At 54.4% G+C, this 23,289-nt stretch carries 19 protein-coding genes and 1 riboswitch; of the genes, 6 read left to right on the top strand and 13 right to left on the bottom strand.

What is annotated here, in order from left to right; translation table 11 throughout:
• The 4 genes from HYU99_00095 to trxB form a co-directional block, all read right to left on the bottom strand.
• A partial coding sequence (locus HYU99_00095) for a hypothetical protein (GenBank protein MBI2338761.1) occupies positions 1–1,034 on the bottom strand: 1,034 nt, incomplete at its 3' end.
• Between the two features lie 29 nt (positions 1,035–1,063).
• Positions 1,064–1,250, bottom strand: a riboswitch (cobalamin riboswitch).
• A gap of 42 nt (positions 1,251–1,292) precedes the next feature.
• Positions 1,293–2,297, bottom strand: coding sequence for a DUF3187 family protein (locus HYU99_00090; protein ID MBI2338760.1), 1,005 nt, complete (start codon positions 2,295–2,297; stop codon positions 1,293–1,295).
• 43 nt (positions 2,298–2,340) lie between these two features.
• Positions 2,341–2,706: a four helix bundle protein gene (locus HYU99_00085; protein MBI2338759.1), complete on the bottom strand. Its 366-nt coding sequence runs from the start codon at positions 2,704–2,706 to the stop codon at positions 2,341–2,343.
• A 65-nt stretch (positions 2,707–2,771) separates the two neighbouring features.
• Entirely contained in the window at positions 2,772–3,695 is a 924-nt protein-coding gene (trxB, locus tag HYU99_00080; GenBank protein ID MBI2338758.1) for a thioredoxin-disulfide reductase, read from the bottom strand.
• Positions 3,696–3,938: 243 nt separating this feature from the next.
• On the opposite strand from trxB, the gene HYU99_00075 reads away from it, so the two are divergent.
• Positions 3,939–6,971: a PD40 domain-containing protein gene (locus tag HYU99_00075; GenBank protein ID MBI2338757.1), complete on the top strand. Its 3,033-nt coding sequence runs from the start codon at positions 3,939–3,941 to the stop codon at positions 6,969–6,971.
• 74 nt (positions 6,972–7,045) lie between these two features.
• Here HYU99_00075 and HYU99_00070 read toward each other — a convergent pair whose 3' ends face one another.
• The 4 genes from HYU99_00070 to HYU99_00055 all read right to left on the bottom strand — a co-directional run bounded on the left by HYU99_00070 (position 7,046) and on the right by HYU99_00055 (position 10,702).
• Positions 7,046–7,768, bottom strand: a complete 723-nt coding sequence (locus HYU99_00070; GenBank protein ID MBI2338756.1) for an RES family NAD+ phosphorylase — start codon at positions 7,766–7,768, stop codon at positions 7,046–7,048.
• A 2-nt stretch (positions 7,769–7,770) separates the two neighbouring features.
• Positions 7,771–8,193 carry a hypothetical protein gene (locus tag HYU99_00065; GenBank protein MBI2338755.1) on the bottom strand — a complete coding sequence of 141 codons (423 nt, stop codon included), beginning with the start codon at positions 8,191–8,193 and terminating at the stop codon, positions 7,771–7,773.
• A gap of 94 nt (positions 8,194–8,287) precedes the next feature.
• Positions 8,288–9,256 (bottom strand): radical SAM protein, encoded by a 969-nt coding sequence (locus tag HYU99_00060; protein ID MBI2338754.1) that lies wholly within the window; start codon positions 9,254–9,256, stop codon positions 8,288–8,290.
• A 6-nt stretch (positions 9,257–9,262) separates the two neighbouring features.
• Entirely contained in the window at positions 9,263–10,702 is a 1,440-nt protein-coding gene (locus tag HYU99_00055) for an NTP transferase domain-containing protein (GenBank protein MBI2338753.1), read from the bottom strand.
• A 128-nt stretch (positions 10,703–10,830) separates the two neighbouring features.
• Here HYU99_00055 and HYU99_00050 point away from each other — a divergent pair, with 128 nt between their 5' ends.
• Positions 10,831–11,850: a flippase-like domain-containing protein gene (locus HYU99_00050; protein MBI2338752.1), complete on the top strand. Its 1,020-nt coding sequence runs from the start codon at positions 10,831–10,833 to the stop codon at positions 11,848–11,850.
• Positions 11,851–11,874: 24 nt separating this feature from the next.
• Here the strand turns inward: HYU99_00050 and HYU99_00045 are convergent, their stop codons facing one another.
• A complete protein-coding gene (locus HYU99_00045; protein ID MBI2338751.1) occupies positions 11,875–12,156 on the bottom strand; it encodes a hypothetical protein in 282 nt (93 codons plus the stop codon).
• A 149-nt stretch (positions 12,157–12,305) separates the two neighbouring features.
• Here HYU99_00045 and nadD point away from each other — a divergent pair, with 149 nt between their 5' ends.
• From nadD to HYU99_00030, 3 genes are all read left to right on the top strand, one after another.
• On the top strand, positions 12,306–12,893 hold the full coding sequence (gene nadD / locus HYU99_00040; GenBank protein MBI2338750.1) for a nicotinate (nicotinamide) nucleotide adenylyltransferase: 588 nt from the start codon (positions 12,306–12,308) through the stop codon (positions 12,891–12,893).
• Between the two features lie 220 nt (positions 12,894–13,113).
• Entirely contained in the window at positions 13,114–14,016 is a 903-nt protein-coding gene (locus tag HYU99_00035) for a hypothetical protein (GenBank protein MBI2338749.1), read from the top strand.
• A gap of 198 nt (positions 14,017–14,214) precedes the next feature.
• Entirely contained in the window at positions 14,215–18,387 is a 4,173-nt protein-coding gene (locus tag HYU99_00030) for a VCBS repeat-containing protein (protein MBI2338748.1), read from the top strand.
• 49 nt (positions 18,388–18,436) lie between these two features.
• Here the strand turns inward: HYU99_00030 and HYU99_00025 are convergent, their stop codons facing one another.
• Positions 18,437–19,243 (bottom strand): kinase/pyrophosphorylase, encoded by an 807-nt coding sequence (locus tag HYU99_00025; protein MBI2338747.1) that lies wholly within the window; start codon positions 19,241–19,243, stop codon positions 18,437–18,439.
• Positions 19,240–20,322, bottom strand: coding sequence for a DNA recombination protein RmuC (locus tag HYU99_00020; protein ID MBI2338746.1), 1,083 nt, complete (start codon positions 20,320–20,322; stop codon positions 19,240–19,242). The genes HYU99_00025 and HYU99_00020 overlap by 4 nt, the downstream gene beginning before the upstream one ends.
• A 102-nt stretch (positions 20,323–20,424) precedes the next feature.
• Between HYU99_00020 and grxC the strand changes: the two genes are divergently transcribed.
• Positions 20,425–20,673, top strand: a complete 249-nt coding sequence (grxC, locus tag HYU99_00015) for a glutaredoxin 3 (protein ID MBI2338745.1) — start codon at positions 20,425–20,427, stop codon at positions 20,671–20,673.
• A 20-nt stretch (positions 20,674–20,693) separates the two neighbouring features.
• Here the strand turns inward: grxC and sdhB are convergent, their stop codons facing one another.
• Positions 20,694–21,446, bottom strand: coding sequence for a succinate dehydrogenase iron-sulfur subunit (gene sdhB / locus HYU99_00010; GenBank protein ID MBI2338744.1), 753 nt, complete (start codon positions 21,444–21,446; stop codon positions 20,694–20,696).
• Entirely contained in the window at positions 21,443–23,239 is a 1,797-nt protein-coding gene (gene sdhA / locus HYU99_00005; protein ID MBI2338743.1) for a succinate dehydrogenase (quinone) flavoprotein subunit, read from the bottom strand. Before sdhA ends, sdhB begins: the two co-directional genes overlap by 4 nt.
• Positions 23,240–23,289: the final 50 nt, after the last annotated feature.

Genomic DNA, 23,289 nt, shown 5'->3' with positions numbered 1-23,289 from the left:
GAGCTTCCTTCGACAAATACCGAGGCCTCATCCGCGCTTTCGGCCCCGTCAGACATCGAGAGAATCTCGGAGGTGAATTCAAAAGTGGTCGAATCCATCTCCGAGACCACAATAAACAGGGTATCGTCAGAGACGGCCAGACGTTCGATGTATCCCCCCAAATCCTCGTCGGCCAAAAGAATGGTGTCTCCCGGATCGGCCAGAGGGACAATTTCAACCCCGCCAAAGGCCTTCGAGGTGTCAAAGTTGCCGAGAGTGTAGTCGTAGGGGGCCTGCAGGGCGACAAACAATTTGTTTTCATCCCCGGAATAAACAACATCCACCGGGTTTCTCCCCTGAAGCGTGATGACCCCTCCAACTTCATCGGTTGAGGTATTGATGACGCCGATTTTACCGGCGGTATTTTGCTCGAAAGAATCCCCCTCCAGATCCTGCAGACAGACGTAAATCAGATCATCCGCCAAAACCATCGCCGCCGCCCGGGCGGTTCGGTTGCCGTCGTCGTTCAAGAAATCAAAAAAACTCAAGCGCTTTTCAATTTCACCGGTCTCGACATTCATGACAATCAGGTCTCCAGGATTTCCCTCTCCATCAATATTGTCTGCGTCATTTTCCGGATTGTAGAGGGAAATGTAGGCCTTGTTTGCGATCACCACCAGATCCTGCGGATTGGCGCCGTTGCCTGTGGACCACTGGCCGATTGTTTCAAAGCCGTTTGCCGGGTCGAGAATCTGGACGTTGTCGGAGCTGGCGATGGAAAAACCGTCATGCAAAACATACAGGACTCCGTTAAAGAAGCGGATTACCGCGCTCGACCCAAGCCCTGTGACCCCCGTATTCGACAAGCCGGAGGGAGTATCAAAATCGGCGGTGTAGAGCTGGCCGGAAGAGGCAAAATCGGTGCCGAACAGGAAAACCGCCGTTGTGCCGGAGACGATATCAGGATCAGAATCGTCGAGCGAAAGGGTATCGACCGAACCGCACGAGACAAGAAAAAAAAGGACAAAAAAAGGAACCGCTCGAATCGGGATCATAAGGCCTCCTGGTGTCGCGCGCACCGTTTGGGTTTATGCTGGTATCAGGCGGGTCTTCTGACTTCCCCTCTCCCGGCCTCTCCCCCAAGGGGAGAGGCGGGCTTTGGCGCTTGAAAATCTATTGGAGGAGTTACAGCGGCGGGACCGTCCCGGACTTGCCTCTGATCTCGCCCTCAAGGCGCACCGGGTTCCCCCACCTGATGGGGGTCATAAATCAGGATGAGGAGGCTTTGTCAAGGATGAAGGAATTTGAACCCCTCAATATTCCACCCCCAAATTGAAATAGAGCGAAAAATCCGCCGACGGTCCTTCCGAGGTGGGGTCTTCCGTAAACGCGGCGACATAGCGGATTTTTTTGACCGTTTTTCCGGCAGGAACCTCTCCGGTAAATCCAAAGGTCAGATCGAGGGCGATCTTGGAAAGCTCCGGCAGTTCCGTTCCGCTGAAAATCGCCGACTGGCCCGATACCTGTCCCACAAACGAAAGATGCTCAAACGCATTTATCTCAAAGGCCTGTCCAAAGATGAAGGAGCCATTTTTAAGAAAGGGATCCAGATCGTCATGCCCCCCAAGAACCAGAAATCCGGCTTGCGTGTAGCCGTGCAGTCTCTTGTAGGATTTTTCGGCAAGGATTGATAAACCGAAATCAGGCCTCCCGCTCCCGGTCGCCCCACTTCGGCTTCCCGTCGGCAATTTCAGGGAACTCTTGAGGGAAAGGGCCGGGAACCTTTTCGACTCATCAAAAACATGGAGTTTTTGAGACAGGACCAGATCGCTTAAGGCAAAGTCCGCCTGATCGGCCGTAAAAAGCGCCGCCCCGTTCCGGGTCACAAGATACGAGAAGCGTCCCTTGTCCACTTTGTCCCTTCCGGCGTTGGGAAACCCGAAGGCAGAGTGATACCCCTGGATAAACGAATCGAGAAATCCGGCTGAAAAGGAGAGGAACGGAAGCTGAAGCCCCAGTTCCAAACGGTCCGTCAGACCATAAGAAAAATCGACCGCCGTTCGGATAAGTTCCATGTCGAGGTCGATCCCCAGCCCCGTCGCCCGCACGCGCCGCTCGAAGAGATTGCCGAAGGTCGTTTCAATGGAGGTTGAAAAATCGCCTTTGGAAAGGGTTTGCGCGCGCGTAAGCGTTGAGCCGACAAAGAGAAGATAGAGCGGATTCTGCGTCCGGACCGGCAGGGGGCCAAAAGGATGATAACTGGACAGATCGAAGATTCCTGCTTGGGCAAGCGAAGGCAACAAAAGGAAAATGATCAAAATTAGAGCTTGGGAGCTTAGGAGCTTAGGAGCGTAGGAAATTTTAGATTTTCTCTTTAAGATACCGAATAAACCCCTTGGCCAGATTGATACATTCATTGCACAAATAATCCAGTCGATTCAATTCCCGATCTTGTAAATACCCCGCATCCAATGCGACACAAAGATGAGACTGAACCTCATAAGCTGAACGAATGGAAATGCTCAAAAATCTGATAAATTCAACATCAGAAAAAGTGCCGAAACCCTCGGCAATATTGGCCATAACGGACACTGCTGATCTCTGGATTTGATCTCTCAAACCAAAATCTTTTGAAAAAGATCCGGAGCGAGTAACCTGATATATTTCCTTAACAAGTTCCCTCGCCTTTTTCCAGCACTCCAAATCCTTAAACGTTCTCCCTTGCATCTTTTCCAGGCTCCTAAGCTCTTACGCTCCTAAGCTCTCCCCCTCTTTCCCAGGCTCCTAAGCTCTTACGCTCCTAAGCTCTCTAAAAAACGTTCCGCGTCTATCGCCGCCATGCAACCGGACCCGGCGGCGGTGACCGCCTGACGGTAATAATGATCCTGCACATCGCCTGAGGCAAAGACGCCGGGGATCCCGGTTTTTGTGGTTTTCGGCTCGGTGACGATGTATCCGTTTTTCATCAGTAGCTGGCCTTCGAAAAGCTTTGTGTTCGGTTCGTGCCCGATCGCCACAAAAAAACCGCCGCAGGGAAAATCCTTCTCCTCGTTTGTCTTGACATTTTTGATCCGAAGCCCCGTAACCGAATTTTCCCCCAGTACATCGGTGACCGCCGTGTCCCACAGCCATTTGATTTTGGGATTCTTCATGGCGCGATCCTGCATGATCTTGGAGGCGCGCAATTCACGGCGACGGTGAATGACGGTCACCTCTGAGGCAAACCGCGTCAAAAAGAGCGCCTCTTCCATGGCGGTATCGCCACCGCCGACAAGCGCCAGTTTTTCCCCCTTGAAAAAGGCGCCGTCGCAGGTGGCGCAGGCCGATACCCCTTTTCCCATCAGGCGCAGTTCGTTTTTAAGCCCCAACAGTTTGGCGGAGGCGCCGGTGGAAATAATAACGGTCTTTGATTCGAAAACTTCCTCGCCCACCCAGACCTTGAGCGGTTTCGACTTGAAATCGACTTTGGTCACGTCCCTGGTGACCAGCTCCGTCCCGAACCGCTCGGCCTGCTTGCGCCACAGCCCCATCAGTTCAGGCCCCATGATCCCTTCCGGAAAGCCGGGATAATTTTCCACGTCGGTGGTGATCATCAACTGCCCCCCTGCCTGATACCCCTCGATGAGGAGCGGCTTGAGATTGGCGCGCGCCGCATAGATGGCGGCGGTCAAACCCGCCGGCCCGGAACCGATGATGATGACGTTATAAATTGGCATCAATCTTGTGCGATTCCGGATGGGGAGATCTGTGATGCCTGGCGGTCAGCGGTGGCGAAGGCGAAACGACAAAAGGACAAAATCACCACTGGTTCAGCACGAGACATAACTTGCAAAAAATCGTTCGAATAGAGCAGCTGATGCCAGCGAAACAGATCTCCCCATCCGGATGCCACAGATTATTTTATTTACCATTTGCACGCAAGCGCAACTTTCTGTATTCTAAGAAAAATTTTCTTCGGAATGAAAAAGCTTCTCCCTCTGATTTTTTTCGTCGTGTTTGCGTGTCTTTCTGCGCCTGTTTATGCCGCCTTTTACAAGCCTTCGCTGGATGTTTACACCCTCAAAACGGAACATTTCTACATCCACTACCCGAAAGAAACAGCCGAGGCGGCGCGGGATCTCTCCGAGATCGCCGAGCGGGTTCATGCCAAACTGTCGGATAAACTAAACTGGAAGCCGTGGGGGCGGACCCACATCGTGCTCATCGACCAGAACGATCAGGCCAACGGGCTGGCCACCGTCCTTCCGGCAAATTACCTGTTGCTGTTTGTGACGCCGCCCGATTCCGACTCGTCGCTCGACAATTACAAAAATTATCTCGAACTCCTCTTTACCCACGAATACACCCACATCCTCCACATCGACCAGCATCACCGGATTGCCGACCCGTTTCACTGGGTCTTTGGGAAAATCGTGGCCCCAAACGGCCTCACCCCCGGATGGATGCGCGAGGGAATCGCCGCCTGGGAGGAAACGGTCGAAACCGGCCGTGGGCGCGGCAATTCCCCGTACGTGGAGATGATCATCCGAAACGCCGTGCTGGAAGACAAGTTCCCCAGAATCGACGAGGCGGCCGGGCTGGGGCGCAAATTTCCGGGGAGCAACACGCAGTATGTCTACGGCGTCAAATTCTGGCAGTGGCTGGCCGGCAAATACAGCGAGGAGGCGATTGTCCGCTACATGGAGGAATATGCCTCCGGCCTCTGGCTTTTTTCGCTTAACAACAAGGCGCGTCGAGTCTTCAACAAAAGTTTTTATCAGCTTTGGAACGAATGGAAAATCGAGCTCAAGGGAAAATATGCGGCGGAAAAAAGGGAGATCGAGGCCAAAGGGGTCACCCCCCTTGTCCCCCTGATCGCCGACAAAAAGGAGCAACTGGGCAACTTCACCCCGCATCCCTCCGGGACCGGCCATGCCTACACCCGGGCCGGTCTTGACGAAGAGTCGCAACTGGTTATTGTGACAAAACCGGGAGGGGAGCCCGTTGTTTTAAAGCGCGGGGTCTACGGCCAGATGGCCTTCAGCCGCGATGGAGGAAACACCCTCGCCTTTTCCGGAATTGCCGGAGTGGAACCCTACGCCTCTTATTCCGATGTCTACACGTACGACTTGAAACAGAAAAAAATCGAACGTTTGCACGAAAAAGGGAGTGGAAAAAAATCGCTCCGCGCCTCGGACCCCGATTTTTCCCCTCTGGATGGGGGGAGCCGGTGGCTGGTCATGGTCCGGACAGCCGTGGGGACGGACAACCTTTATGTTTTCGACCGGACGAACAAGAAGGGATATTATTTGACCAATGCGCCCAAATACACCCAGTTTTCGAATCCCCGTTTCTCGCCGGACGGGGAAAAAATCGTCGTCTCGCGGCGCGACCACGAGGGGAACCGGGACATCGTCCTCTATACGAAGAGCGGCGAGGCGATCCGCAAACTCACCGACGACGAGGCCAACGACAATCATCCGGTCTGGTCCCCCGACGGCCGCACCATCTATTTCGAGTCGGACTCAAGCGGGATTCCCAATATTTACCGGGTCAACGCCTTTGGTGGAAAACCGGAACAGGCCACCAATGTGTTGACCGGCGTCTACCAGCCGCAAATTTCCCCCGACGGGGAGAAACTCACCGTGAAATACTACACCGCGAAGGGGACCGATATCTCACAGGCGAATTTGCAGGACCTGAAATTGCCGTCATGGTCGTCCGCCTCCTCCATGGCCGCTCTGCCGGCGTCATCCACCTCCGTTGCTTCGGAGCCGTCTGAAAAATCGGGCGATCCGCATATGCCCCCTTCCCTCCCCGCTGAATACGAACCGGCCCTTCAGGAAAAACAGCCGCCCCCGGTTAAAGATTTGGTCCTTCCCGGCTCCAAAAAATACAGCGCCTTTCCGCAGGTGCTGGTCCCGCGCTACATCGTCCCCACCTTCGTTACGCTCGATGACGCCTTCCTGTTCGGTTTTTCCACCGGCCGGTTCGACCCGATGTACCGCCATTCGTGGGACCTCTACGCCAACTACCGGACCGACGCCAATTTTTTGGGCGGCGGCTTGAGTTATGCCTACACGCGCCGGCGCCCCACCTTTTTTGCGGGAGCCGTGCGCTACGCCGTCAACTGGGGCGATCTGTTCGGGACCGGCGAGGATTTTTTCGAACAGAGACTACAGGGGTATGCCGGTGTCGCCGTGCCCGCCGGCCACCATCTCTTTTCGGCCAGCTACTTCTATGAAAACCGGGACAACCTCTCCGACATCCCGACCGGTTTCACCCTGACCAATCTCGACGCCTACGCGGGATTTCGCACCTCTTACACCTACGTCCGCTACAAGCAGTTTCCCAATTCCATCAGCCAGGAAGACGGCCCTTATTTCAATGTTACTTTCGACATCACCGATTCTCTTCTCGGCGCCGCGGATGACAACGAGCAGAGGGTTTTGACCGGCGACTTTCGCTATTATTTTGAAATGCCCTACGCCGATCACCATGTATTCGGCTTAAGAGCCACCGGCGGCTTTGCCTGGGGCAACCCGCAGTTCAACGGGACCTTCCGTTTTGGCGGCCCGTTTGGGGAAGGGAACCTTGCCCAGGTTTCCAGCAAACTCTTTTCGCTCCGGGGCCTGCCGGGGATTACTTATGCCGGCGACCGGGTTCTGGTCTTTACCGGCGAATACCGCCTCCCGCTGGCCACCGTGGACCGAGGCATCGGCACTTGGCCGATTTTTTTGAGAACGATCCACCTCTCGTTTTTCGGCGACTACGGCGACAGCTGGTTTGAAGGGGGAAAGGACGGACGGGAATTTTTTGAGGATTTCTTTCTGGGGGTCGGCGCCGAGTTGAAGGGGGACCTCGTCATCGGTTACGGCCTGCCGGTGACCGCCCGTATCGGTTATGCCGTCATCGTTTTGAACCGAGACCAGATCGCCGGGTTGACCGACAGCCTCTTCGGGCAGGACATCCGCAACGGGACCGTTTACTTCCAGTTCGGGACGTCGTTTTAATGGTGAGCGAGGATCGGATTTATTCCGTCCGAGCGAACGGGGGGTACGGGGGCGCCAGCGGCAAAGCCCCCGATTTAAATGTTCCATTGAGAAGGAATTGTCAGCGCCTCAATCTGGGATTTCTTGTATTTAACCCTCATGTCTCGGTGAACGATAAAATCGAAATAATAGATGATTTCATCCTTCTGAATCGTGTCGGGATTGAAAATCGGCGTGCATGTTCCACCCGATACCCGGGCCGAAGGAGAAAAAAAAGCATCCATGTTTTCCCTCATTGCCCGTTCCCCCATGGAATAACAAAATACATAATTATCATCCGTCAGTTTTGCATGAATTGACGGCATTTTTGTCAAATCAACCAATCGGGACGCCCGGCATTGGGCTTTTAACATGACACGCTGATGGACAATTTGAGGATCGCTGATTTTCGGATTTTGAAACAACTCCTTTGATTGTTTCAGCAGATGGTAAAGAATTTCCAGACGGGATGTCTCTTCCTCCAGCGCGCCGTACCAGACACCATACTTCATCCCACTGCTGAACCGTCCCCTTTTCCATTTCAGCTTCTGAAACACATACAAACTCAAAGAAGCATCGCCATATTGAAATGGGCGGTTTATTTTCTTCTTTTGATGATCGATGCCGCTGGAAGAATTTTCGTGTTTGTAAATCGTCTCGAAAGCCGATGGAGGAGCGATATCATCATATATATTCTGTGGAAGGCTGAAGGTGGCTATATTTCGAAAACTTGAAAAATTCCTTGCTGTGGGCTTAAAAGGAACCTTTTCGGGCTTCATCTTTAGAAACCGGTGCGGAGAATGTCCAAGGCTCTTCGGACAGTAGCCAAGTGAAGAAGAGAGTTGGCAGGATTTTCTTCAATAAATTCCATCGGGGTTTTATGATGAAACAGCTCTTGCCTGGTTGTCATCCAGTGATAGACAATATTGACATTTTGCGGAAAAAGGATTCTCAAATTCTTGTGAATCCCCAACAGAAAACCGACCCTTAAGAATTTGTCGGGATCCAGGGGAATTGCCTTCTTTTGCTCGTAATCTTTCAACGATTTGCGATTGTTTGGATTCACCCCCAAAAGAGTGGCCTGTTCCCGGCGGCCCAGACCATAGAGGCGGACCAGATTCCAAAAAGCACCTCCCAGAATGTGGGTGTTTTCTTCATTCAACTCAAGCGAAGAATCTAATTTTTTAGTAGCGGGTGCTTCCACAGCTTATAGCCTAACACAAGTATGTTAGATTTAAAACATAATTTTTAATATTAAAATTAGTTATTTAATTACATATAGTTAATATGTTATAAATCTAACGTCTTATCCACTCCGCAACTCGTTTGATGGTCACGGGGGCCTGGGACTCGGCCCGGCAGGCGTACCAGCAGACATCGCAGTCGATGTCGCCGAATTTGTCGGGGGAGTATTCGGTGTAGTGGCAGACGCGCGGGGTTTCCGAGCAGGGTTGGATGTAGCCGTCGGGGGTGATGGTCATCCAGCGCTGGCCCGCCTTGCACCCGCCGATTTTTTCGTGCTCGAAAAAGATGGGGACATGGTCGAAGAAATATTCCGAAGAGACGATGTTTTTGTTTTTGCGCTTTAAAAATTTGAGCTGTTCGATGACGTGCCTCAATTTTTCCTGCCGCGCCGGATCGGCGATCACTTCCGAGTCGTTGTCGGCCTTGTTGGATGAGTAGGCCGAAAAAGAGACCCGCACCCCCAGTTCGCGCGCCTTTTCCGCAATGGTGACAACCTGATCGAGGTTGGAGTCCATGATAATGGTGTTGAACACCACGTTTTTGAAGCCGGTCGCCGTAATCTGCGGGACAAGCGTAAGAATATGACGGGTCAGATTGGGGATGCCGCGCACCCCGTCGTGTCGGCCGTCCAGATAGTCGAGGGAAATCGTCAGCTGATCGAGCCCCGCGTCGATCAACTCGCCAGCCTTTTCCAGCGTGAGAAGACCGGCGTTGGTGATGAGCGAGACATAAATGGTATGCGGCTTTACCTGGCGGACGATGTCACAGATGTCTTTTCTCAAGAGAGGCTCGCCGCCGTTCAACGAGACGACGATCGGCCTGATCTTTTCGATGACGGGGCCGTAGTCGTACAGACGGGGACCGGCGTCCATTTTCCAGCAGACGCAAAAATGGCAGGTGGCGTTGCAACTCTTGATGAGTTCCAGGTTCACCAGCACCGGCCGGTTTTTCATGAGAATGTCCGCGTAGCGGACAACACCCCGGAGACGCTTATAGTTCGCAAATGAATCGGCGATTGGCATAATGGTTTACCGTGAAGCGGGATCGGGTGATTCTTTCACAACAACGGTCGGCTTAAACAACCCCAAATAGCTGTTGAGAAAAACCATCCAGGCGATATTCGAACCGACAAGGGAGGTCCACAAAATCCACTCCAGTTTTCCAAAAACGGCCATGACAAAAAACAGAAGGGCAAAAAAATCGCGCTTGATCATGAACTGAACACGGGAAAAGAATTTCTTCAGAGGGCCTCCTTCAAATTTGTTGAAATCCCTCTGGATCACCAGCAAACTCCCGGAGTTGCTGTTGCGGACAAGATAGACAAACGCCGTGAGGATCGTCATCCCGACGCCAAAAACAGTCAGGCTCCCCATCAGCGCGATATGCGGGTTCCCGAGCCGCGCCACCCCCATAACGACACCGATGATGAAACAGACATAGGTCAAGTTGTCCGAAAGGGTATCGAGCCACTGGCCAAGCCTTGACGAGGAGAACTTCAACTTCGAAATCTCGCCGTCGCAACCGTCGAGGATGGAGGAAAGTTTGAACAAAAACGCCCCGAGCAAAACATTCCAGTAGTCTCCCCGCGCCACAAAAACCCCCGCGAGGATTCCCACCAGGGCGGTCAAGCCGGTTACATGGTTGGCCGAAAGATTGGTTTTGATCAGGAGACGTGAGATAAAAAGGGAGATGTGCCGGTTGAAATGGCGCGAGATAAAGCCGTCGGTCGGCTTTCGGCAGGTGTTGAAGAGGATTTTTTCGGCCTGTTTGAGGGAGGTGGGGGTATCGACATCCTGCCAATACGCATCCCCGATATCGAAGGCCCCCATCCGACTACGGGAGGCGAGCAGTCGGATGCCGTCGGAGAGGGAGCAATCCCCCTCTTTTTTCACCTCTTCCAGCGCCTCAAACAGGTCGGGAGTCGCCAGAAACATGCCGGTATCGACGGCGTTGTATTGGGAAAGCTTCTTGTCAATGGCAATCACCTGGTCCTTTTCCACCAGCACCTTGGTGGCGTCATCCATGTCGAAGACGGAGCCGAGGTTGGAGTCAACCGCCAGCACAGCGCCGTTGGCCCCAAGACGCACATCCCGCAGACGCTCGAGCGTCCGGGGATCGAAGATATGGTCGGACATCAGGAGAACAAAATTTTCACGGATCGCTTCTCGGGCCGCCAGAACCGAGATGCCGTTTGATTTTTGCCATTCCGGGTTCTCGATAAATTCAATTTTCACCCCCAGGCCGGGTCGGCCCCCTAAATCTTCACGGGAGAGGGCCTGGATGATTTTTTCCTTTTGATAGCCGACAACGACGATAAACTCCGTAATCCCCGCCTTTTTTGCCGACAGGATAATTCGCTTGATAAGAGGCAACCCCGCCACCTTTCTCAACGGCTTGGGGATGTCGTTTTCCCCTTGAGACAGCCGGCTCCCACTCCCGGCGGCAATGACAAGCGCTTTTTTAATCATAAAAAGACAAGAGTTGCCGTTACGATTTCAAGGATGCCCCCTACCTACGCCAAGCTGATAAAAAAGTCAAACGGCCGGCCTACAGAACCGGTTTACACCCTCCCCTCTTTCTGTTAGAAAGCCCGATCTTGTCAGCGGCAAAAAAACTCATCAACCCCCTCTTTTTCGTGGCGGGGCTGGTCCTCCTCTCTTTCCTCATCCGAAAATTCGGTTACATGGAACTGGTGCGGACATTCAGGGATTTGGGTTGGGATCTCATTTACGTTCTCGTAATCCCCTTTTCCTGGTACAGCCTCCATACGCTGGGGTGGTATCTCGCGCTGGAGGAAACCGGCCGGCACATCAACTTTTGGTCCCTCCTGAAGATCAAGCTGGGGGGGGAATCGGTCAACACGCTGACGCCGGTGAGTTTTATGGGGGGGGACCCGGTGCGGATTCTTCTTCTGAAAAAAAGGATGCCCGGGACGCTCTCCACCGCGTCGGTGGTGCTTGACCGGACGATGCAGTCGCTCGGGACGGTGATTCTTTTGACCATTGGCATGTTCTGCGCCTGGGTGGCGCTCGACCTCCCCTCCGCGTGGAAAATCCTTTTTCCCGTCATCACGGGGGGAATCGGCGGGCTTACCTGGTTTTTCATTCACCGCCAGAAGAAAGGAATCTTCGATTTTTTGACGCGCGCCGTCTCGCGGTTTGGTTTCAGGAAATTAAGGGCCGAAAAATTCCTGAAGCCGATTGAGGAAATCGACGGGAGAATCTCCCATTTTTATCATCACAACCCGCGGCGCTTCTACACGGTTCTGGCCTGTCATCTCACTGGAAGGCTCTGCGGCGTGGCGGAAATCTACCTCGTGGCCCATTTCATGTCGATCCCCCTTCCCCTCCTGGGGGCGCTTTATCTGGCCACCTTGACCGTCCTGGTGAACATCGTCTTCGTTTTTATTCCGGGAAGCATGGGGGTCATGGAAGGGGCCTACGGCATTCTCCTTCATCTGCTGGGCTTAAACCCCATTGCAGGGGTGGCGATCCAACTGGTCCGGCGCCTCCGCACCATCGTCTGGATTTTCATCGGACTGTCTCTGATGTTTCTTTATAATCGCCTAAGCAACCGGACAGTGGCCGGAACCGCAGGCCCGGCCGGAGCCGTATAATCGGCCAACCGATGTGCGGTAGTTTTAGTCGGACGCGTCAGATTCGTCGGACGTGTCGGATTCGTCAGATGTGTCAGACTCGTCCTCGGCGTCGATTTCATCCTGACAAAAATCCACGCAGTCCGTTGTGAGTATCCCCTCGCAGTCGCAATCGTCGCTTTCATCCGCGGTTGCGTCGATTTCATCGGATGACTCATCCTCCGAGAGCCGATCGTAGGGGAGGTCCTCCCCCGCGCACTTCGCAAAGACGAAGGGAATTAGGAAGTGATAAAGGACAAAGAAAATGATAAGAAAGGCTTTCTTCATATCCAATATAGTTATCGGCAGATTTATAAAAAAGTTGCGTGTTTTTTTATTGTTAATAACCTGTTGAAATTATTAAAATTTTAAAAGCGAGCCAGCTGGCTTTGCCAGTGGCGAGCGCGGGGTTTGGGGCCATTTGAGGCCCGAAATATATGACGCGAGTAGCAACAAACGGGCCGAAAGGGCCCCAAGTCAAAATCGCCCTCTTTGGCGGCTCGTTTAACCCCCCCCATCTGGCTCACCGTCAGGTGGTAGAATATCTCAAGGACCTCCCTGATTTTGATGCGGTCTGGATCGTACCGACCTTTGACCATCCGTTTCAAAAAGAGCTGGCCTCTTACCCCCATCGCAGACGGATGTGCGAACTTGACTTTGCCGGCTTGGGGCCAAAGGTGAAAATTTCGGATATTGAAAAAGAACTGAAGGCAAGGCCATCCTACATGATCAACACCCTTCGCGCCCTTAAGAAGAAAAATCCCGATTGTCAATTCGCCGTTGTGGTCGGAAGCGACTGCCGGGAAGAGATGGCAGAATGGAAAGATCCGGAGGCGCTAAAACGCGAGGCGGCGTTCCTTTTTGTTCCGCGACCGGGATTTGAAAATTCCCCTTTCATGGACATATCCAGCAGTCGGATTCGTGAATTGATTAAGGCGGGAAAACCGGTTACAAAATACCTGGCGCCGGAGGTGGTGGAGTATATTGAGAAGAACGGGTTATACAAAACATGGGTATGCATTTGACTCCCCTTCAGTCATTCCTGCGAAGGCAGGAATCCAGAACTGGTTGAAAAGACTGGATTCCCGCTTTCGCGGGAATGACAAGAAAGAGTAAAAATGCCATTACGAGCGTCAAGTGCATACCCATGATACAAAAAATAAAAAATTCAAAACGTTTTAAAAATTTTTAGTTTTGAATTATGGCTTTGAATTTTTCATTTTGCATTTTGAATTTAACTGGCTTATGCACAAAAAACAACGCGGGATCAAAAAAGTCTTTCTCGTCTTCAAGCGGTCGCTCTTCCAGAAAAAAATCTCCCTTCACCGCCGACACCCTCTGGCCAGGCGCCTCTACAAGGAGCATGTCGCCCATTCGCGCACGATCCAAAAAATCAGGGAAGAACTCAAAAAACATGGCATTCGCTTTACCGCCACCTCCAGACATAAACTCCCCCCGCTAAATCGATACGACCTCGTCATCACCGTCGGCGGCGACGGCACCTTTCTGCGCGCTTCGCACCGGGTCACCCGGGCGCACCGGGTCACCCGGTCGCACGGCGTGGGGCGGCCAGCCGCGGGGCGGCAGTTGATGTTGGGGGTCAATTCCAACCCGGCCTCCAGCGTGGGCGCCCTCTGCTCCATGACGCTTGAGGAATTCCCCAAAAAATTAAAGGGGATTCTGGAAGGGGGTGGCCGGACGCGACGGCTCAACCGTCTGGAGATCCGGGTGAACGGAAAAAATTTGAGACACCTGGCGTTAAACGACGTTTTGTTCTGCAACACGCAACCGGGAGGAACCAGCCGATATACGATCGCGGTGGGGGGCAAAAAAGAGGAACAGAAAAGCTCCGGCGTCTGGATTTCCACCTCTTCCGGCTCCACCGCCGCCATCCACGCGGCGGGGGGAAAGATCATGCCTCTTTTTTCCCCACAGATGCAGTTTCTGGTCCGCGAACCCTATCGGGGGCGTCATCCCCCTTACCGGATCACCGGCGGGATGATTTCGCCGGGCCGCTCCATCCGGTTTATCAATTTGATGCTCCACGCGGCGCTTTATATCGACGGCCTTCAGCTGGTCTGTCCGCTCCGCTATGGCGACCGGATTTCCATCAGAAATTCCCCAAATCCGCTGACCGTGATTGTCTGATTTTTTTCAATTTTCTCATTTTGAAAAAGGGGTTGCCATTTTTTTGACGTTTTTTACCCCCTTTCCCCCTCCCTGCCCAAAAAAGAGGCCCGGATAATTTATTAACCTATTGAAAATAAAGGATAAAAATTTAGCCCGTGAAAAAAAACATTTGGCCTGAATATTGCTTACTAAAAAGGAGAAAACGCGAGGTTCCTTATGGCAGAAGAGGAGAAACAGGGCTATAATAAAAATATCGTGAGGAAGATATTATTCATCCTCCTTTTCCTCGCCTTGGGGGAAGGGATGGAAAGCGGACGTGTGTGGGCGGAGGGGGTAACAACCTCTCCCGGTGATTTTCTCACCCCTTATGGCATCGATCTCCCCAAGTGGATGGCCACATTCGATTGCGCCCCTGTCCAGCGTCCCCGCACCAAGGGCGGAAAAACCCTCCTCACCCCCGATTCCATCTGTTACGCCTCCGTGTCCGACTGGCCTGCCGACCCGGGCGCCACGGGGCAAACCGCTACCGGCATTACTTTGCCATCCGGACCGACGCTCCACGAAAACGGCAAAACCACCAACACACTAAAAAAAGGGGAACCGGCCTTCGATACCGATATTGTCCTTGACTCGCTTTTAACCAACGGGATTGTCGGCCACTTCGACAGCGACGTCTTTCCCGACCGTCTGATCGTCAATTACAACAATCCGGAGGATCCCGTCTTTGCGGTCATTTTGAAGGTGTTAGGTAGCGACGGGTTGGGCGGCAAGGGCCCCTCGTCGTCCTTCGGGGGCACGGAAAGCGGCGGCAATATGCGTCCGCTGGGGGGCGACAGTGTTCTTTACAAGGATCTCAACGAAGACGGCCTTGGCGATTTAACTCTCGTCCTCTCCGCGACAGGGCCCGATCAAACAGTGGTTAAAATTGTCACTTTCCTTTCGAAATTGAACGGCAGTTTTTTTTCTTCACCAAGAACCCTTGCAAAGACATGGGGGGCCGGTTCGGGACCTCCGTCATTCGATCTCGGCACGCTGGCCGTTGCCGATTTCGATCAGGACCGTTCCGCCGATATGGCGCTCCTCCTCCGCGTCGGTTCTTCCGGGCAAGGACGCGTCTTTCTTGTCTATGGCGAGGGGGATGGAACCGGCGACCGGAAAGACTTTGATATCGGCAAGGTCGATTATCTGTTGCCCGACCACACCAATCCCTCGGCCATCAGGGCAGGCGATTTCGATTTGGACGGCCGCCCCGATTTGGCGGTTCTGCTGGAGGGGCCGATGAGTCCGGGGGTGCAAATTCTTTACAACGAACCGAATAACACCTTAAGTCCGGGGCCTCTGTTGACACGGACCAACTTCCCGGCCGTAACCCGACCGCACGGTCTGGCCGTGGGGGATATCAATTTTGACTTGAGGCCGGATGTCGTCTTCGGCGAAGGCCTGTCGCCGCCGGGAGAAAAAAACCGCGTTTATTACGCGTTTAACCGCCACGGATCGCCGACCGGCGGGCCGGAATTTTCACCGGTTCAATCGATGGAAATCGGCGGGTTCGTCAGGGATATCGCCCTTTATAATATCGATGCCTGCGGTAACAAGGACGTGATGGTCCTCATGCAACCAACCACCGAGACGACGCGGCTTGCCGTTTTCCCGACAAAAATCGATCTCGGCGTCACGATGGAAAAAGAGACCTACGAGGCAACCGCCGGAACGCCGGTTGTTTTGAGCGCCACGGCGCAAACCCGTTTCAAGCTGGTTACGCCGGCGTTTCGATGGGGACAGATCGACGGACCTGCCGAGGGGCGTTTTTTGAACAGCACCGGAAACAGCGCCACCTTTATCCCTCCGGTGGCCGGTACCTACCAGATTGGGGTCGGCGTCTCGGCCAAACCGGCGAGAGAAAAATATGGCGAGACATCCATCGGCTGTCCGTCCCCCAAGGCAAAAGGAGTCGTCACCGTTGTTGCCGCCGAAGGTACGGGAGACACGGCCGGTGGTTTGACGGAAACAGCGGTTTTCAGCTCTGCCGGACAGGCGGTCCTCCCCGGTTCAAGGGCCTGTTTCTATTGCGGGGTCCCAAAAACAGGCATCAGTGAATGTCTTGTGGAACAGGTGGAAGGGCTGGCGGTGGATGTGGAATGCACCGGCCCCATCTGTTGTTTCGATGTCCCGGATGAAAACGGCGAAACGATCTCTTTTGAGGTCAGCGCCGTGGGAAAGGACGGATCGATAACCCCCTTCTCCAACCCCGGAACCGAATCGCTTGAGGCGGATGAGACGGCGCTTTTGGCCCTTGAGGCGGACGAAAGCGAGGAGGAAACCGAAACAGGGGATACGATGAGTTTCCTGATCGACGAGGATGCCTCCCTGACCGACGTCACCGCCGAGATTGCCGATTACACCGAAGAGGTGTTTTCCGGAGGCGAAACGAGTTATTCGCTCACCGGCGCCTGTGCCAGCAGTGTTGAAGGGGTTGAACTTTCCGCGCTCTGGTACTCCGAGGATGAAGACGATCTGGTGGTGGAGGACCCCTCTGCAACATCGACCTCGTATGTCAAACTGCTGAAAGGATCGACCGGCTTAAGCCTCCTTTGCACCGCCTCCGATGGAACCACCGACAGCACGCTCATCAGCGAGCCGAAAACGGTGACGATTACCGGCGTGGTAAATTCGGTCGGGGGGGGAGGGGGATGCTCGCTTGCGCAAAACGGCGAGGGGATGGCAGGCGGTGTTGTCATGGCGATTTTTGTTTTGGGGCTTTTCATTTTCAGGCGCCTGTCCGCCCGATCGGTCCGATTGGCCCTTCTGCTGGCAATCCTCCTCTGCCTCAACCTGGCCGGGTCGTTTTACAGTCTGGGGGCCGATGAAAATTCGATGGCGGCCCCGGGGTCCGGCGGCTTTGGGGGGCTCGGTTCCTGCTCCCCCTTCAGCGGTTTTAACGGGAGTACCTTCGGCGGGAGCGTCACGGACGATGACTCGACCGCTGAAGAAGAAGGGAGCGGAGGGGAATTTTCGGACGGACCGGTTGACATCCCTGTCTCCATCGCCAAGGGGATGGAACCGGTCGATGCCACCCTGATCGAGGGGATCAACCGGATCGGCGGGGGGGGAGCGACGCTGGTCAGACCCAAACATGCAACGACCGGAAGGCTTATCATCAGACTGCACGACTTCGCTACCGAGCCGGACACCGCCGTCATCGCCGCCAACACCGCTGACACATCCAAAACCGTGACGATTGTGGCGGACGCAAACGGCGGCGGCGACATCGATGTGAGTTCTATCGGCGACGAGGGAGACACCTTCGCGGTTCAGACTTTTTTAAATGACGAAGGGAGCGCCCCGATTTTTATCACGATTCAGCAGGCCACCAGCTTCGGCACCTCCTTTTCCAACCCGATCACCAACATTGCCGACGCCATCGACGAGGAGGTCGATTTTGCCCCCAACCCGGACCCCAACTTCGGCCACGCGGGGCAGACGACTTTTACCACCGTCGATGGGAACGGCAATCAAACGATGGGAATCATCAATACAGAGGGGGGACTCCCTTTAAAACTTGCTGTTGACTCCACGGTGACAATCTTCAACAGCCAGCAGTGGTTCTCCGACGGGAGCGCTTTTGTGTATGTGGCGGACAACCTGATGGTCCACGAATTTTTCCCGGATACGGGAACCGATTTCATCGTCGAGTCTTTAACCGGCGATGCGGTCCACGGCCAGGTGCTTGGCCGCGAAGTTATGGTCTGCAAGGACGACAATACCATCATCCAGTTTGAAAAAAGGGGAAGCGGAGAGGCCTTTGTCATCCGGCGGTATTTGAGCGAAACGGGCGTATTGGGCACGGGAATGGGGCATTCAATTGCAAACGCCACCATCCTTTCGGCCGCCTGTTCCTACGACTCGTCGTTTGCCATCGTCTTTGTCGAAGAGGAAGACCTGAACCGGGCCTATCGGTTTGATACCGCCACCATGGTGAACCCAACCGTGCTTTTTGAAACAGGGCGTCCGTTTCGCAAGCCCCGCATGCTCCGGGACGATTCGGGATTTGCCTACCTGATTGACGAGCTGGGAGGGGTCCGGCAGATCCATCACTACGATCTGGCGACGCGGATCGACATAGCCTTAACCGCCGATCCCGACTATGCCAATAAATCCCCCACAATCCCGATAACCAATGACATGGTCATTTATGACAAGGAGCTTCCGGAAGGGACGCAACTTTTTGCCGTCAATCTCTCTGAACCGCAGGTGGAGACCCAGCTGACTTTTGGGGAACCGCATTTTAAGCCGGTCGCCTCGGACCTTGAAAACATCATCACATGTCAGCACTATGTCCACGGCGTCACTCAAGTAACGGTCATCCCGCTCGACTTCTTCGATTTATAAAATGGATATCTTCCCCTCTCCCCTTGGGGGAGAGGGCCAGGGTGAGGGGTCACAATTTCAATTCGTGCAGTATCTCCGCCGCTGTCTCCTCGATGGCCTTGCCCGTGACATCGATGACCGGAATTTCACCCAGCGCGCGAAAAATTTCGCGGGCATAGTTCAACTCCTCGGAAATATGTTCCATCTGGGCGTAGTGTTCCGTCTCCGGCCGTCCCATTTTTTTGAGGCGGGTGGAACGCATCCCCGCCAGCTTGTCGGGCGAAATGATCAGCCCCACCCGTTTTCCGGGATCGATATCGAAGACCCGACTGGGCAGAGGGATCCCCTTCACAATGGGGATGTTGGCGCACCGGTAGCCCTGAAAGGCGAGATAAATGGAGAGCGGCGTCTTGGAGGTGCGGGAGATGCCGAGAATGACGATATCCGCCTCGTGCAGGCTTTCCAAACCGAGGCCGTCGTCGTGGCGGACGGCAAAATCGACCGCCTCGGTTCTCTTGTAATAATCGCGGGTCACCTTGTACTGGAGCCCCGGTTCGTCGGAGGGGAGCGTGTGAAAATAATGGGAGAGCATGTCGAGCACCGGGCCCATGATGTCCATCGCCACCACCCCCTCTTTTTTTGCCTCGGAGAGGACCCGGCGGCGGACATCATGCGAAACCATCGTGAACAAAATGACCCCGCGGACCTTTTTGGCCTCGGCCGTCACGCGGCGGATGTCCCTCTCCGTCGTAATGCGGGGACGCCGGACGATTTTCACTTTAACCTGCGGAAACTGGCCGATGGCCGAGACGGCCAGATTATTGGCCAGCTCGCCGGTGGCGTCGGAGACGGTGTAGATGTGGAAGGCCTTTTTCATGATTGAACCAGCTTTACCGGTCTTTGCTCCTCAAGCAAAGTCTCCGTCTCATGCACCTTCTCCAACCGCTCCTGATACCGGTTCAATCTCTTTTCAGAGGCTTCATAGCTTCCCCGCACATTGGTCAGATGATGGCCGATCTTGTCGAAATCCTCCCGGAATTTGATGATGTCGACGGCCAAGTGCCGGATCTGCGCGATAATCTCGTGGACATTTTTCTGCATCCGCTCGCCGCGAAGCGCATACATGAGCGCGCCGAGATAGGCGTAGAAACTGTTGGGCGAAACGGCGATCACCCTTTTTTTCTGGGAATATTCCTGAAGCGATTGCGCCTCCCCCAAATCGTCATCCCGGATGATGACTTCATAAAATACATTCTCCGCGGGAATGTACATGAACGCAAAATCAAACGTTCCCTCCTCGGGAAGGATGTATTTCCGGGCGATGGCGTCGACATGCTTTTTGACATCGGCGATAAACTGTTTTTTAAGCGCGATCCGCTCCTCGTCGGTCGGAGCCAGAACGAGGCGGCTGAAATTTTCGAGGGGAAATTTCGAGTCGATCGGTAGCAACCTGTCGCCGATCCGGACGACGGCATCGACCTGCTCGTTGCTCTTGAACCGGTATTGAAGATCGAAACGGTCACGCGGGAGCATTTCGGCCAGAAGATCGGCGAGGAAAAATTCGCCCAGACTCCCCCTGGCCTTGGGTCTTTTTAAAATCTCCTGAAGCGAACTGATGTCCTTGCCAACATTATAAATTTTCTGATTGGCCTCATCGAGCTTGCCCAGCTTGTTCTGCAGGTCGCCAAAGACCTTCGCCGCGTTGTCGAGCCTCTGGCCGATCTGTTTGTTGGCCTCCTGACTGATCTGGGCGGTTTGATTGAGCCGCTCGTCCAGCTGTTTGGTCAGAAGGGCCACCTGCTGTTGAAGAATCTGCGTGTTTCCGTCGAGGCTGATCCGGAGCTGATTTTGGAGGGCGTCGACTCTTTGTTGAAAGGTGTGAAAGAGAAAATAGAGTACGCATGCCAAGAGAGAGGCGCCGATGGCCGTTAAGGCAATAGTGAGGCCAATGGACATGACAAAAAGATATAACGGGACAGGAATCAATTCGCAACTGGATAAAATCCCCCCACATCCCCCCTTTGACAAAGGGGGGGCAGGGGGGATTTAATAACACCGATGCCCAAAATCACCATCTACACCACCACCTATTGCCCCTACTGCAGGGCCGCGAAGGCTTTGTTCAAAAACAAGAAGGTAAAATTCGGGGAGATCAACGTGGAAGGGGACGAAGAAAAGAGAAAATGGTTGCGGGAGACAACGGGACAAAAAACGGTGCCACAGATTTTTATTGATGACAAACCGATTGGAGGATATCAGGAATTGGTGGGGTTGGAGCAGAAGGGGGAGTTGGATAAAATCCTGTAGGGGCGCACGGCCGTGCGCCCCTACATACCAAATAATTTTCCGAAGGCATATCTCGTCACCTCCCTCCCCATCTCGGCGATCGACTCGGTGAGCGGAATGTCCACCGGACAGGCCTTCACGCAATTTTGCGCGTTGCCGCAGTCATCCAACCCCCCCTCCCCCATCAAAGCCTCCAACCTCACCCCCTTCTGCATCGCTCCGGTGGGATGCCCGTCGAACCGCCGCACCTGACTGATTGCGGCGGCGCCGATGAACGGCGATTTTTCGTGATACTGGGGACAGACCTCCAGGCAGGCGCCGCAGGAGGTGCATTGCGCCAGCTCGAAGAGCTTTAGCCGATCGGCCCCGGAGAATCGGACTGCAGGAGCGGCACCCATGCTATGGGTGCCGTCGATCGGAATCCACCCCTTTACTTTTTTGAGCGCCTCAAACATTTTGGACCGGTCGACAACCAGATCGCGGACAACGGGAAATTTGGAAAGCGGCTCAATCCGGACCGGCTGGCTTAAAGCCCCGAGCAACGCCGAACAGGCGGGGCGGACCTCCCCGTTGATGATCATCGTGCACGATCCGCACCCCTCCTCCAGACAGCCTTCCTCCCAGACAACCGGGGTGGTTCCCTCCCCTCTCGCGTTCACCGGATTTTTTTGAATTTCCATGAGACCCGCAATCACATTCATGCCCGGTTCCGCAACAACTTGAAAATCCTCCCAATACGAATCGGCCTCGGGGCGGTCCCGCCGCCTGATTTTGAGATAGATTTTATTCATCATCCCGCCTTCCTCACAGCATCCAACAGTCTGGCCTTCGGTTTCAAATACTTGAGCATCACATCCTCATATTCGATCTTCGGCCCTCCGCCCGAGGCGGACCAGCTTGCCTTTGTCGTCTTTAAATAATTCCGGTCATCCCGTTCGGGAAATTCCGGCTTGTAATGGGCACCGCGCGATTCGTTGCGAAGGAAGGCGCTTAAGGTGATGACGCGGGCTAGTTCCAGCATGTTGTAAAGACGGCGCGAAAAAATCAATTCGGGGTTCATCCAGGAACTCCGGTCGGCGGGCGGCGCCTTTTGCAACCTCTGCAAAAGCTCGCGGATCTTTTCATCGGTTTTTTTGAGCCGATCGTTGGTTCGGACGATGGAAACATTCTCCCGCATCCATTCTCCCAGCTCCCGGCGGATCTGATGCGCATTTTCATTCCCGGTGCGGTCGAGAATCTCCTGATTGATCGCCCACTGCCTCTTCGCCTCCGCGGAAAAAACGGGGGCATCAACCGAATCGGCCCCCGCTTCAAGCCCTTCGACATACGTGACAACCGCATCCCCCGTCTTCATCCCCCCATAACCGGCGGACAAGAGGGTGTTGCCTTCAAGGGCTTCGGCCCCGTGATACTGGTAATCGCACTCCCCGGCGGAAAAGAGGCCGGGAATGTTGGACATCTGGTCGTCATCCACCCACAGCCCCCCCATCGAGGTGCAGACGGCGGGAAAAATTTTTATCGGAACCTCTCTGGGGTCGCGCCCGGCGAATTTCTTGCAATATTCAACGACCCCTTTGAGTTTCTTTTCAAAAATTTCCCGGGGAAGGTAGGTGAGGTCAAGATAAACCGCCCTCTCCCCCTTTGGCCCAAGCCCCATCTCATAAACTACCTTATGAATGGAACGACATAAAAGATCTCGCGGGGCCGAATTTCCATGGGCGGAATGCCACTCCTCCATGAAATAAAACGGCTGTCCGTCGCGGGGGACAAAGAAACGCCCCCCCTCAAACCGGGCCGATTCGGGAATGGGACGGAATTTGTCCCGGCCCGGGATGGCGGTGGGATGCGTTTGAATGAACTCGCCGTTTGCGTACCAGGCCCCCTGCTGGTAGAGAGAGGAGGCGTAGGCGCCGCAGTCCAAAGCCGATCCTGCCGTGTTGGCAAAAATCCCCAGCGGCCCGCCGGTAGCAACAATCACGGCATTCGCGGGGAAGGCCTTGATCTCCATGCCGGATAGGTGGATGGCGACAATCCCCCGGCAGATATCCCAACCATCCTTGACGATGGATAAAAATTCCCACCCCTCGAATTTTTCAATCAGCCCTTCGGATTCATAACGGCGCGCCTGCTCATCGAGGGCGTAAAGAAGTTGCCGGCCGGTGGCGCTGGCCCCGCCAGTGGCTCCGGCACTGCCGGTGGCTCCGGCCGCGAATGCCGTCCGGTGATATTTTCCTTCTCCTACACGGCGAAAATCGATCCATCCCTCCGGCGTCCGGTTGAACGGCACCCCCATCCGATCGAATAACGAGACAATCTCCGGCCCCTTAAAGCACATCTGACGCAGAGGCTCCTGGTTGGCCAAAAAGCCCCCGGCGGTGACGGTCTCTTCAAAGTGGACTTCCGGCGAATCGCCATCCCCCTTGCTGTTCACCGCCGCGTTGATTCCCTCGTGGCTTAAGCCCGATCCCGCACGCCTGACCGGAATGGGGGAAAAAATCCGGACCGGAAACCCCCTCTCGGCAATTCTGATGGCGGCCATAAGCCCCGCAATTCCGCCGCCGACAATAATTATCTTGGGTTTTTTCATGGTAACAATTCAGTCTTGGGTGGTTTTCTTGAAGTTTTGTCGGCTGTTTG

The organism is Deltaproteobacteria bacterium, assembly GCA_016183175.1.
Taxonomy (GTDB): Bacteria; UBA10199; UBA10199; order UBA10199; family SBBF01; genus JACPFC01.
This window is presented reverse-complemented; position numbering and strand designations above follow the sequence as displayed.

Coding starts and splice junctions, on each gene's coding strand:
- HYU99_00035 (MBI2338749.1), top strand. CDS start 13,114: ATGCACAAAAAACAACGCGGGATCAAAAAAGTCTTTCTCGTCTTCAAG.
- sdhB (MBI2338744.1), bottom strand. CDS start 21,446: ATGATGAATAAAATCTATCTCAAAATCAGGCGGCGGGACCGCCCCGAG.
- HYU99_00075 (MBI2338757.1), top strand. CDS start 3,939: ATGAAAAAGCTTCTCCCTCTGATTTTTTTCGTCGTGTTTGCGTGTCTT.
- grxC (MBI2338745.1), top strand. CDS start 20,425: ATGCCCAAAATCACCATCTACACCACCACCTATTGCCCCTACTGCAGG.
- HYU99_00085 (MBI2338759.1), bottom strand. CDS start 2,706: ATGCAAGGGAGAACGTTTAAGGATTTGGAGTGCTGGAAAAAGGCGAGG.
- HYU99_00055 (MBI2338753.1), bottom strand. CDS start 10,702: ATGATTAAAAAAGCGCTTGTCATTGCCGCCGGGAGTGGGAGCCGGCTG.
- HYU99_00060 (MBI2338754.1), bottom strand. CDS start 9,256: ATGCCAATCGCCGATTCATTTGCGAACTATAAGCGTCTCCGGGGTGTT.
- HYU99_00045 (MBI2338751.1), bottom strand. CDS start 12,156: ATGAAGAAAGCCTTTCTTATCATTTTCTTTGTCCTTTATCACTTCCTA.
- HYU99_00070 (MBI2338756.1), bottom strand. CDS start 7,768: ATGAAGCCCGAAAAGGTTCCTTTTAAGCCCACAGCAAGGAATTTTTCA.
- HYU99_00030 (MBI2338748.1), top strand. CDS start 14,215: ATGGCAGAAGAGGAGAAACAGGGCTATAATAAAAATATCGTGAGGAAG.
- trxB (MBI2338758.1), bottom strand. CDS start 3,695: ATGCCAATTTATAACGTCATCATCATCGGTTCCGGGCCGGCGGGTTTG.
- HYU99_00025 (MBI2338747.1), bottom strand. CDS start 19,243: ATGAAAAAGGCCTTCCACATCTACACCGTCTCCGACGCCACCGGCGAG.
- HYU99_00020 (MBI2338746.1), bottom strand. CDS start 20,322: ATGTCCATTGGCCTCACTATTGCCTTAACGGCCATCGGCGCCTCTCTC.
- nadD (MBI2338750.1), top strand. CDS start 12,306: ATGACGCGAGTAGCAACAAACGGGCCGAAAGGGCCCCAAGTCAAAATC.
- sdhA (MBI2338743.1), bottom strand. CDS start 23,239: ATGAAAAAACCCAAGATAATTATTGTCGGCGGCGGAATTGCGGGGCTT.